Here is a 12328-nt window from a genome sequence, read left to right as displayed (position 1 = left end):
CTTTGCTAGGCTTAATTCGGGGTGGGCGGCGTCTTGACTTTTAAATTTCCTCACAACCTCGGTTAGCGCACCCCCACATCAAATAGTAAAGGAGGTGGCGAGCTTAAAAGGCAATAGAAAGGAATGAATATTCATATCTAACTATTAAGGAGGAAAAAGTGAAAAGACTTCAGGTATCATTAGTTGCATTTGTCGCTATTTTATTTTTATCGGGAACCCTTTCGGAAGTATTTTCAGGATCACCTACAGGCACTTATTGCTGGGACCTGTTGGCGCCTACCGGCAAACCCATAGGAGCCCTTGAGTTAGCAGTCAATGATGACGCGCCTCCCGCTCAGAACCATTTATCAGCCGTAGGGATTTGGCAAAGAATAGAAGATCAGGCCTGTGTTCCTGTTCACGGGACAATGCAGAGAGATCGCCTGAAAAAACAAATGTATGAAATAGCGCTTTCATATGAAGACATGGTTGACTCACCTTATATTCAGGGACACTTTCATTCAAGGCTGGACTCTTTTACCATGTTTGCCACTTATATTTACCAGGATGAGAATTCATCTATGATGGTAAAGGGACAAATGAAAAAAGCCAAATGTCCCATCAAATGTCCATAATCGTGCAAACCGGCAGTTAAAAGATTGAAAAACATTCTTTCAGCAACGAAAAGGGCCCTTCCTTGAGGGCCCTTTTTTTAAACAGCTGCTGCCGGGCTGTTTAAAAAAACATTGATACCTTTCATGATGGCGCCTATGGAGAAGAAAGGGTCCCAATTGTTTTAAGATAGAAGCGTTCAGAATTTAAAACCGGAGAGGATTTACTGTTTTGTTATGCGGTAGGGGACTTAACGATCTCCCGGAGAATCGGCCCTCAACTTCTTCCACCTTTTCATCAATGCATTAACAAAGTGCTTGTCACCTCCATCGATTTGAGAAACATAGAGTACAAAACTGCTGTCATCTTCTCTCACAACAGTGATCGTCGTATCTTCATCCCAGCCCTTGGCATAAGCCACGTTGATGTCTTTAACATTGGATAAGTCTTCACTCTCCACATTAAATCTTTTTTTCTCATCCACCCAATAGGAGAAGACCTGTTTATCGGTAAAACCGTTGCCGTCATTACGAATAAACAATAGTGCATCGCTATAAAAAAGCACCGGATTTTCATCAGCGGGAAAGACGCCCTTCCGCTTCATATATTTTATATGGTGCCCCCAGATCCTGCTTCCTTTGACCACTTTCTCACTGGGTAATATATTCAATTCACTGCCATAGATAAAAATAATCAATGGTATAAATAAAAGACAGAGGACTGTATGCCGCAGCAACCACCGCGAATTATATGTATAGGCCCTGCTGTCATCTGTATTTACATAATTGATGTAGTTGGCAAGTGGAAGCAGCAATAGCGCTGTCACAACCATTGCGGGCAGGAATAAATAATCTACATCCGACAGGAAGGTGGCAATAAAATAAGTCACTGCGAAGAGAATCGCCATTGACTTTACCAGCACCTTGTTTTCCTCATAACGCAGACAACTGTCTTCGACAAGCCGAAGATAGAAGGGGTAGAACCAGAGGATACTGAATATACCTCTGGCAATCGGCATTATTGAACTGCTGTCAATTTTTTTCACATAAAGCCAGTTTCTATAAAACCAGTACACCGTATAAACACCAAAGGTCACAATAGATAATGCAATCAGTTTGACTAAAGATACGGGGTAGAACACTGTATCTTTATATACCGGTTGATTTCTGGCATCAATGAACCAATTAATCAAGACATAGAGGGCGCCTCCGGCATAAAAAACGATAAGAGCAATCAGCACCCATAAGCCGAAATTATTCTCCTCACCATCATCCTCAGCAGCAGCAGAGTCAAAATACTTCACAATCGGGTATTCAGTGCTCTCCCAGACCCTTTTCCGGGCAGCCATATATTTGTCAAGATCTTGCGCGGCGATACTGTCGGTTCGCAGTTTAATCTCATAGTTCAGGCTAAGTGTCCCTTTGGATTTATCATAACGAGCATTAAACTTGTAAAAGAAATAGGGATTGTCCTCAATAAATTCTTCCTTTTCAAAAGCCCATTCATCTGAACCAAAAATAACATCTATCGTTTGTTTCACATGTTTAGGGTAGCTCATCGAATAAGGTGAACTCCTGCTCTCCTGGTCAGGTTTGCTTAGGTAAGGGCGAATAGAATTGGCTAAAAAACTGGCTTTAAAATTCCTGTCTTTATTATTGGTTTCCCAGAATTCTTTCATGAGGTACTTTTCTTCCAGAAAAAGGCGCCCTGTAAGTTCATCGTCCCTAATCCTGATTTTATCAACTGATTCCACCGCCGAGTAGTAATCCCGATAGAACTCAAGGTATTTCTTTTGCAGCCCCGACAAACCGTATCTGGCAACCTGATAGCGCTGAGCTTCCGCCTCATAACCAATATGTTCGCTTCGGCTTTCAAAGGAGACTTCCTTTCCGGCCCCTTTGGTCAGGTCAAAGCTGTCCTTAACAATCAGCTGTGAGCTGCCGGCTCTTTCATTCATTCGTTCTAATGCGCCGCTTCCTTTTTCTACCACCAGCGCATAGCGATAGTCAGGTTGGTATATATCCGCCAGCAACCCCTTCTGATACTGCCTGGTGGGATCCAGCCAGAAGACGTTATCATCATGCCGGACTTTCACCATAACGTGATTGAAAGCATTTACCATGGGTGGGTAGTCGGCCAACTGCCCGGTTATCTTACTATTCACCAGGACCGGCGCCGCCTCGATACCAAGATATTTCAACAGTGAAACAAAGAGGACGGCCTTGTCTTTGCAGTCGCCATATCTGCGCTGCAGAGTTTGCCCGGCAGGCGCAGGCTTATGTGAATTGACTCCCACCTCGATACCGAGATAACGCACTTCACTTTGCACAAATTTCAGGGCCTCCACAATTTGCTCTTCAGGATCAGCATGGCTGAGACGAATGGTATCAGCAATAGCTGCAACGTCAGCGCTAACACCAATGGCTTTCTCGTAAAGCGGCAATGCCCAGGAAGCCACATGAGACCAGTCATTAGTCTCACTAAAGAAAATGATGCCAAAGGGATTGTACCAGCCAGGCGTCTCACTGTTGATATATTTCGGAACGCCGTCATTTACCTCAACCACGTATTCTCTAAAGGAATCGAAAGCTCTCTCCATCACATCAGCATCAGTATTCAGTTTTGTAACGTAAAGGGGATTATTTTTGCCCCATAGCACCCTGATTACCTGATGATGGAGAGGAACGGTCCACTCAATATATCGACGGTAAGCAAATAGCCCCTTATATACCGGATTATCCCCTTTCAGGGTATAACTGTACTCAACAATATCACCTACCCGCACATCATCAAGAATCACATTAGCCGTCAAGCGCCCATCGTAAATCAGGTTGTCCAACTCGGTCTCTCGCTGGATAACCGAAATTTTAGCGCTGGAGAGTTTATTTACAATCTTATTGTCCCGGCGAATTTGCAGTGAATTGAATACCAGTGATTCATAGGCCGGATCAAACTCCACATTAATCTGTGAACTTCTCTCCAGGCCCTGCTGATTAACAATCAACTCGGCAAAGTGTGAAAAATACACCGTCTTTTCACCTCCGGCCACACGAATTTGATTGTCACTTAACAGGTAATAAACACCACCCTCAATGGCGTCATCCGGCAGTTGCTCAGGCAGTTGCGGCTCCTTTCCAATGATCCAGCCGGCAGGTTTTTGCATCTTGATCATGTCTGAAGAACCTGCCGCCGACACAATACCGGGCAAACCAATGATTAGTAAAAGTGTAAGTAACATAAATTTTAAAGGCATAATATCAACTTTGTTTACGAGAGGAATACTTCATAGGCTCCTGCCTCTGCCCGTTGCTTTTGAACTGCTTTTTATATTTGTAATTGATCTAAATTTCTTTTCAATCTTTTTATAAAGCTCACCTGTCCAGGCCGGTGAAGCCACTGTTGGAACCAGCGGACCCTTTCTCGGATCTGCCGGAAATATGATGACTTCAATATTGCTCTTTCCCGTTTTATATGAAAGTGTGAACAGTTCTTCAATGGCATCATCACCCATGGCAAGACATCCTGTTGACACTGAGTTACCATGAATAAATATATCCGAGCCCGGATTCTTTCGGCCTTCCTTTCGGGACATAGTTAAGTCAAATGGATTCGGATAATTCAATTTCATTGATATATGAAATGCGCTATTTGGGTTAAAGCCGATAATTTTGTAAATGCCTTCAGGAACCTGCCTGTCCCCCTCTTTCAATTTAGGCCCCAACTTTCCACTGGATGCAAGAATGGGATACTCGGTAACTTTAAAAAAGTCTTTCTCATTATCACTGGCCCACAGTTCCAGAACCCGCTCCTCTTTCATTACAAAAAGGGCCATTTTTTTAGGAGGATAAGACAATCCTTTTGCTGCAAACAAGGGACTTAAGGCCACTTCAACAGGTTTCTCATACATTTCCATAACTTGACTAACTGTTTTTTTTCCTGCCAGTCTTAAATAAAAAGGATACCACAGGTTTCTTCCATATTTGTAGAAAGCAAATAAAAGCAGAATTAGTAAAGGGTAAGCAATCAGTCTTTTAAGCATAAATTAGTATCCATAAAATAGTATTTAAATTTCCCTTGATCCTGCCTAAAACCCTATTTTAATTCAGCAATATCCGCTTAGGAAATTGCACTGACCTGTCATTTCGAGCGCGCCCGAACAAAGTGACAAGTGCCATTAGGTGAAGGGAGAAATCCTTAAGATCTCTCACTTCATTCGAGACAAGGATTTCTCCTCGTACCTCTCAGAGACCTCCGATTCGAAATGACAATTCTTTTGCATCATTCTAAATAGAAATTGCTGATGCAAATTTCAAACCGAACAATACTGATTTTAATTCTTTTTCTTTTGACAAAATTTACGGGATCTAGCGGATTTTAAAACATGAAAAGCTTTTGCTTTTGATCTTAATCCTGTCAATCCAGTTAATCCTGTCTGAAATTAGCTTTTAATTCTTTTTCTTTTGACGGGATTTACAGGATTTACGGGATTTAAAAACCATGAAAATCTTTTCCCTTTGATCTTAATCCTGTCAATCCAGTTAATCCTGTCTAAAATTAGCTTTTAATTCTTTTTCTTTTGATTTTCAAAGGCAATGCCTGCTGCTTATTGCGCCCACCTTCAAAACAAAAAAGCCCGCTCCGGTTAAATTCCGGTTACGGGCTTTTATTACTCGTCCTTTCAGGTCTTCCCATTTTCTAATCCACCAAAGCTGTTTTGCTACTTATAACATATCCCCTTTGCCTTAAAAAGAGAAAACTTCAGATCAGGGGCGCTTCCGCTTTTGCAAGGGTGGGTGGCCTTTATTTTCCCACAGGAAATAGAGAGCTTTTTTCAGCTATCCCTGCTCTTCCTGCAACGCAATCACTAAAAACCGCAATACTCAACACAATCCTCCTAAATACCTTTGCCGTAAGGGGATTTATGGGGTAAGTGAACTTGTATCACTTGAAATACGTTCTCTATAGTGTACCTTCTTAATGTTATGGAAAATATCTTTTAACAAATTGATGTAATCAAGGAGAAGGTTGATGAAAAAAATTATTTTTTTTACTTTGGCAATTATTCTGCTAACCATCCCTGCCGAGGCTTATGACAGTGAGAAGGCTTTTGATTTCGGCAAAATGGCAGGTAAGGCAAATCTGGTTTTGCAGGGTACGGTTGTTAATATTGATTACCGGGAATCACAGGGTGAAGGCCGGCAAAAATCTTTACCCCATACCTTTGTTACTTTTGAAGTGGAAGATGTATTGTACGGCAAGGCTCCAAATGGACGTTTTACCCTGCGTTTTTTCGGTGGTTCTTCTGATGACGGCACGATCATGATGATGGGAGGAGCGCCGCATTTTGATCTCGGTGATGAAGATATTATTTTTGTGAAAGGTAACGGTGCAAGTGAATGCCCTCTCATCGGCTGTGATAAAGGTCGTTTCAGATTATTTAATAACCGGGTCTATAACGAGTATGGACAGGCTCTTATAGAGGACGGCAAGGGGAATATAATTGCCGGGAAGCGTATTAATCATGAAGCTTTCACGACTTTTCAAATAAAAGGCAGGGAATATAAAATTCCTTCAAAAAAAGATGAAAAACCCGTTGACTTAACAGGCACATCGAATAATAGCGATCCTATAGAGGTCAACCGTTTTATCGATCTGTTACGGCAACAAATTGCCGCGAGCCAGCCTGATGATCCTCACGGTATAAAGAGGCAGGCAAAGAATGTTGATAAGAACGCCCCTTTTTCAATTGTGGCCCCAAAGCAGCTTCGTGACCATCACTAGCACTCATTCAAAGGAAAAAATTGAATTTTATGGCAGAAACAGAAAAGGGGACGCTTGTCCCCTTTTCTTCATATTAACTTATAACTAGGAAAACCTTTGCAAATCCCCTTTTACGTTTCATCTTCAGCGAGAACAACTAATGAATCACCCCGGTTTATGGTAAAAGGTTCATCTTTTTCGGGGATTAATTTAATGCCGAAGTTTTGATCGCTGTCTTGTTCATTTGCTTTTATTTTTACGCCAAAACAGACTGCCCCTCTCTCCTGGGCGATTTGTATCATATCGGCAAAAGTCAGTTCTACCGGGAAATTATCAAAATATAAACTTGCTGACTTGAGGTAAATTTCTGAACCATCTTCATTAAAGATATCGTCGTATACAAACTTAATATCTCTACTTTCTGATACCTGTGCCAACATCATACTTATCAATCTATTTGAGATAATCACATCTTTTACACCTGCCTGAGATATCAAGGGGTAATTCTGAGAATCTAATACCTCAGTAATTAACTTGGTATTTTTACTCTCTTCTTTATGGCTTTCAAATATATCTCTCAATAGCAGCAGCGTTACAATATTTTCGGAGTCAACCTTTTGGGCATCTACATCCTGGCCACCTTCGGCTAAAATGATAATATTATCGTAAGTAAAAGGCTCCATAGACATTAATTCTTCTCTGTTTAGTCTATCTTTTTCTACAAGCGTTAAATTGATGCCATCAAGTGACTCTTGCGCTTTTTTTATTTCTTTGCGCACAATGTCAGCAGGATTATTAAGCATAATATCGATTTGGCTGCCAGGTTTAACATAATCTGCATATTGTTCCAGAATGGTATAAGATTTATTTGTCCAACCCAGTATAAGTTCTTTTTCTACACGCTGTGCATTACGACGGTCGGCAAGATGAAGCTTTTGGGGTGTGGCTACAGCTTTTGATTTAAAGTCAATAGTGGAATCATCATCTGCAACGATTAAAATATCATCGTCTGCTTTTAGTGAGTAGTTAAGGTCAGGATTAAGTGTTAATTTGCCGTCATGGTGACGAATTCCCAAAGGAACGCCATCGGGAAAACGATATACCAAATCTTTAAATAAGATACCATTCCATTGGTCATGATGAAAATACAGTTCACAGCCATCAAAGGAAAGTAATTCATTATATACAACGGATAAGCCTACCGACCGGGATGTTTGTACCAGTACTTTCGCCAATATATCGCTTGTATCTATGGTGATGACACTTTCCTTGTAGTTATTTTCGATGATGCTTCGATGTGTATGGTTGTATATTTCTGCAATAATATTAAGTTCTTTTTTATCTTCTGCAATATTGTTTAACGCTAAAATACTTTGTATTACCTTGGCGTCACTCGCGCTTTTATCTTGTGCAGCAGCCATATCATCGCAGGTTGCCAGAATAATAATAGATTTACATGTATTGACCGAAACAACTTCAAGGTTAGCCAATGAGGATGTATTGCCGCTTCGGGTGACTATGCGTGTGTTTAGCGTATTTGGTAAATGCAGCCTAAGTACATCATCCATTTGTTCTTTATCTACGTCTGCTAAAACAACGACACAGCCGTCTGCTTCGCTCTCGTTGGCCATAACTAACTCACGGATAATCTCAACAATACGTTGTTCATTCCAACCTAATATGAGGGTATGATCTTTTTCAATAACTTTAGAGTGGCCACGTTTAAGCTCATTAATTTTTTGGTCAAGCGCTGTCGTAATAAACGCAATAAGAGCAGAAAACATTATCACCCCTGAAAGACCTGCCAGGATAGCAACAACTTTAAACCATGGCGCTGACTCAATGTCCTGGGCCATATTGCCGGGATCAGTCAACTCAAGGAAGGTAATATAAATATTGCCCCAGAAATCAAGCTTATGCTGAAGCATTTCTATAGGAAAAATATTGAGCAATATGCCGCGCAACAGCGCCAGTATGAAAAATATTGTTAAAAAGACAGCAACGAGGCTGGTAAATATTGAAACACCACCTTTGGCCATAAATGTATCAAAGCGATAACGTAAAGTATCTTTTAACTTCATCAGTATGATCCTCCCCGAATGTGAATATTTATGATCGTTAATGAATGAATCTATCTTTATTATAAGATAGCCAAGGCCACGTCCTGTACCATAATTGATATAATATTCAACCTTATATCATACTTTGTGCCTCGATATGACACTTTTTTAACGAATAAAAACCAAAATCAGAAAAAATAATGATGAATTGATAGCGTTAGGAGGAAAACGGAACGGTTGCAGATACACAGTAATTGTGCCCCTAATCAGGGAGTTGTTTATCGTCAAAACAGGATAGGATATCCGGCAGAATCTGGTAGCCTTGAGCTGTTTTTATCATCATGAAGGCAGCCAGAGACTTCTTGATCATGCCGCCACCCATAGGATGAAGGGCATATTCATTCAAGAGATTTATTATAACTTCCGAGTGCTTTGGGTTTGAAAAGTCTGCTTTGATTATGTTCATGTTTTGATGGTCGCTGCCTTATGATCTATTAAAATTTGATATTAGCAACTTCCCTGATCTTTTCTATCTTTTCTTCGCTGATCCCTTCCAGATCTTCAAGCATCAGCCAGCCTTCCCTTAATAAACGGGCGAAGATGAGGATAAGAACTGAGTACCGGTAATCGTACTTGAAATCGGTCTCCCTGGCCTCTTCCCGCAGCATATCCAGGATACGCCAGACAGCCCTGGCATCTTCGTTATCGTCCAGCATTTTGCGTACCTTCTCCGCCAGGTGCCTCATCTCCCTCTCATAGGCCCTGTCGAAAGCCTGTCGGGCTATCTTTTTTTCCTTCTTCGACCAGTTATATTCCATTTTGAAAGAATTCCTTTTTCAGCCACAATTACCACAATTATTTATCCCCAGAAGACATAGTGGGGATCGGCCTCAATTTCATTAACGATTTTTTTAAGATCAGAGACAGGCTTGAAATCGGGATACTTTATCCATCTTCCATTGGCCCGTTTCCAGTAGAGCTGCCAGGTAAGCGCCGAAGCATCATATTTAATGCGGGCAATTTCCATCTCCGTCCATTCTCCCTTACCCTGCCAGTGAGGGCGGGATTCTACAACCTTTACATCGCTACCACGAATAGTGTAAAAGACCTTTATCTTATCCCGAACGTGCGGCGGTATCTTTTCACGGCAATACGCACCAACTATCTTTTCAACCCTTTGTTGTTCCAGTTCGCTTAGCGCCATTTATATTTCCTTTCTTAAAAGGCTCTTTTTGACCCTTAAAAGGGGCTTTTAAGTCTCGATTTAGCCATTTTCTCTGGCCTTTATCTTTTACTTTCAATTACTTAGCTTGCCAGACCCCGGACAACCAGAGAGCAAGGCATTTATCAATCAATTCAACAAGCCACCCAAACTCCCCTCCTATGTTAGGAGGGGCTGGGGGTGGTAAAATCTTTATTAATCAGTTTAGCGGGTGGGCAAGTCATTTCTGCCTACACTGAATCAATTTCATGGTTCTCCACAAAAGCTCAAGTTAAGTTCCACGTGGGCAGAAGAAACCTGCACACCCTGCCCAGCTGGAACGATACAGCTGAGGGGGTTGCGTTTTAATGGCAAAGCCTTTGTACCGTAATAAAAGTTTTAGAAAGCATGAAACTCGATTCAACACTACTATTAGCAAGTCCCTCCTCCGCTGGGTTAACCTTTGATCCAGTCTTTTTTTGTGTATATATTTTGTTCTTTTTTAAGTTGGCATTCTTGCAATTGCCCCCAAGCTGGCAATAATTGAAATTAGAACAATAAAGCTATAGGAGATATTAAGCATTGATGCAACCATAATAATTAATATAATGCAAAATATATAGCTTATGATGAATCTATTTTTAACTCTTAAGTAGCCATCAGTAACGCATGCAAGAGAAAAAATGATTGCTGAATATCCAGTGAAAATGATTAAAGCTCTTTGAACATCCGACATATATCTTCCTCATTTTTGGTGTATTTTTTTAAACCGATAGTATCTACACTTTCTGAAACGAGCTATTCACCTAAAGGTAATGCAATTGTTAGGCGAAATCAACACTCCGAACTCCAATTTTTCTGAACCTCTTTAAGTTCATTAATTGAAACATGGTTCATTCTCATGGACTCTTTGTATACAGGAAAGGGCATTTCGTTAATCAACAGCGAATAGCACGAGTCTGGAGCCTCCTTCAACAACCCTCTTTCATCCAGCAAGTCAAGAGAACCCAAATTAGCTTTCCTGAATTCTTGATAATGTGTCTTGGGTGAAAATTCAAAATTCCGCCAATATTCAGCGAAAAGTGCTAGAGACGCTTCGGATGACACTCCGGTTAGGTAAAAAGCTTTGGCCATTTCCACGGCAGAGTTATAGCTAGATATTCCAATTCCTATGTCTTCAAACCTTTTTGGCGTTAACCAAGTGTGGCTATCTTCTTCATATTGAACGTAGTCCACATACATGGATTCTTCTCTATTTGAAATTATGGAGTTCCTAAATATCCATTCGACTCCCTCTGGGCCATCCAAGTAAAATTCTTCAAGTTCTCGATCAATGTATCTTGACAGAGAAACATATGTATCAGGTCGCCAACTACACATTTTAGCGTATATCCCTTTGGCTAAATGCTCGTTGAATTTATCAAGCTGTCTAGATAATAGCTTTTGTTGTTTCTTTGGACATCTAATAGCATCAATTAGTATCAAGAATTTTGCAGCTTCTTCCTTAGCCACAGATTCTATAATTCTAGCCCCACGATATTCTTCATTTTTTTCTAGCGTCAAAGATGATCTGTGCAGAGCCTCACAGCTTTCATAGATTTTTTCCAGCCCAACAGAGACTTCTTTTATAAATTCTGCTGAATTTAGCTGGATTAAATTTTTAATGGCTCGATGTTTCATTTCATTCGCCTAACGAGTCTGTAGGAAAACTCAAATTTAATAAAAATTTACGAAAATATATTTTTTTTGGTTTCCTAACATGCTGATTTTGTTGAATTAAATATTTGTCATTTTTGCAGTTTTTCCAAAAAAAACACTTCAAAAGGGGTTTTCCTACAGCTTGAACGCCCAAAATCACCGGAAGCAAAAAGCAGAGCGCAGCGGCGCTTTTTGCTGTCCGTGTGAATTTTGCTTGTTAGCATTATTTACACTCAGAAAGTAATTTCTCATGCGGAATATCAACAGCATACCAACAAGAACAATCTACTTCCTCTGGTGCTGAATTCCATGAAACCACATAGTGAAGCGTAAGTTGTTGATTTGTTGGAAATGAATCAATTTCAATTGAAATCCGATTATTGCTCATTGAAACAGAATAACTTTCAGGCGACACTTCCTTTAATTTAATTCTTTGACTTGCCCAATCATTATCTTCTGTGCCTATTAATACGAGCTTATTCGAAGCCTCCCATTCCCATGCCTCCAATCCTTCACCGGATGCACCATAACCATTTTCGTTGAAATCGACCCATGCACACGAGAAATTAACTTTATATAATTTTGTTAGTGATTTGCACTTAAATATTACTGCAACACAGTTTTCAACACTCATACCACCTGGCAATGACGGTTTTATGTTTTGAGAAGAAATTGTGCTTGAGCCAAGCTCTCCTTGTTCTACATCAGCACAAAATGAGAGCGTACCAAGAGGTGTATTTACTTGATGCTCTCTCTGAGTTTTATGCTGTTTCATATTTGTATTTGAATGCTAACGAGTCTGTAGAAAAACTGTTTTGACAAGGGAGGTTTATCGAGAGAGGAAGAGATTTTTCAAAGTTTTGTTAAAGATTACATTCTATAGTCAGTTTGTCAATTGCTTTGACCTTTTACATGTGTTTTATGGAGGTCATTTCAGCTTTTATGACGGTTCTTTTCCTGTCTTTTCTTCTTTTTAAGTTCCCGCCATACCAAAGTGGTAAATCTTTTTCATATTGTG

The 12328-nt window shown here is 40.3% G+C and carries 11 protein-coding genes; 2 read left to right on the top strand and 9 right to left on the bottom strand.

The window, feature by feature from the left end:
• The first annotated feature begins 158 nt into the window (after window positions 1–158).
• Complete coding sequence (locus OEV42_20110) at window positions 159–614, top strand: hypothetical protein (protein ID MDH3976575.1); 456 nt, start codon at window positions 159–161, stop codon at window positions 612–614.
• A gap of 227 nt (window positions 615–841) precedes the next feature.
• Here the strand turns inward: OEV42_20110 and OEV42_20105 are convergent, their stop codons facing one another.
• Both OEV42_20105 and OEV42_20100 read right to left on the bottom strand, forming a co-directional pair.
• On the bottom strand, window positions 842–3829 hold the full coding sequence (locus OEV42_20105) for a DUF3857 domain-containing protein (protein ID MDH3976574.1): 2988 nt from the start codon (window positions 3827–3829) through the stop codon (window positions 842–844).
• Between the two features lie 45 nt (window positions 3830–3874).
• Window positions 3875–4504 carry a L,D-transpeptidase family protein gene (locus tag OEV42_20100; protein ID MDH3976573.1) on the bottom strand — a complete coding sequence of 210 codons (630 nt, stop codon included), beginning with the start codon at window positions 4502–4504 and terminating at the stop codon, window positions 3875–3877.
• 1115 nt (window positions 4505–5619) lie between these two features.
• On the opposite strand from OEV42_20100, the gene OEV42_20095 reads away from it, so the two are divergent.
• Window positions 5620–6372: a hypothetical protein gene (locus tag OEV42_20095; GenBank protein ID MDH3976572.1), complete on the top strand. Its 753-nt coding sequence runs from the start codon at window positions 5620–5622 to the stop codon at window positions 6370–6372.
• 110 nt (window positions 6373–6482) lie between these two features.
• Here the strand turns inward: OEV42_20095 and OEV42_20090 are convergent, their stop codons facing one another.
• From OEV42_20090 to OEV42_20060, 7 genes are all read right to left on the bottom strand, one after another.
• Window positions 6483–8432, bottom strand: coding sequence for a hypothetical protein (locus OEV42_20090; protein ID MDH3976571.1), 1950 nt, complete (start codon window positions 8430–8432; stop codon window positions 6483–6485).
• A 241-nt stretch (window positions 8433–8673) separates the two neighbouring features.
• Entirely contained in the window at window positions 8674–8877 is a 204-nt protein-coding gene (locus OEV42_20085) for a hypothetical protein (GenBank protein MDH3976570.1), read from the bottom strand.
• Window positions 8878–8905: 28 nt separating this feature from the next.
• The gene (locus tag OEV42_20080) at window positions 8906–9229 is read right to left on the bottom strand and encodes a hypothetical protein (GenBank protein MDH3976569.1); all 324 of its coding nucleotides are present in this window, start codon (window positions 9227–9229) and stop codon (window positions 8906–8908) included.
• Window positions 9230–9270: 41 nt separating this feature from the next.
• Window positions 9271–9615: a DUF3024 domain-containing protein gene (locus tag OEV42_20075; GenBank protein MDH3976568.1), complete on the bottom strand. Its 345-nt coding sequence runs from the start codon at window positions 9613–9615 to the stop codon at window positions 9271–9273.
• A 499-nt stretch (window positions 9616–10114) separates the two neighbouring features.
• A complete protein-coding gene (locus tag OEV42_20070; protein MDH3976567.1) occupies window positions 10115–10348 on the bottom strand; it encodes a hypothetical protein in 234 nt (77 codons plus the stop codon).
• 98 nt (window positions 10349–10446) lie between these two features.
• A complete protein-coding gene (locus OEV42_20065) occupies window positions 10447–11292 on the bottom strand; it encodes an AbiV family abortive infection protein (GenBank protein MDH3976566.1) in 846 nt (281 codons plus the stop codon).
• 241 nt (window positions 11293–11533) lie between these two features.
• Complete coding sequence (locus OEV42_20060) at window positions 11534–12085, bottom strand: hypothetical protein (protein ID MDH3976565.1); 552 nt, start codon at window positions 12083–12085, stop codon at window positions 11534–11536.
• Window positions 12086–12328 lie beyond the last annotated feature (243 nt).

The organism is Deltaproteobacteria bacterium (assembly GCA_029860075.1).
Taxonomy (GTDB): Bacteria; Desulfobacterota; JADFVX01; order JADFVX01; family JADFVX01; genus JAOUBX01.
The sequence above is the reverse complement of the archived record's forward strand: the minus strand, read 5'-3'. Positions and strand labels throughout refer to the sequence as shown.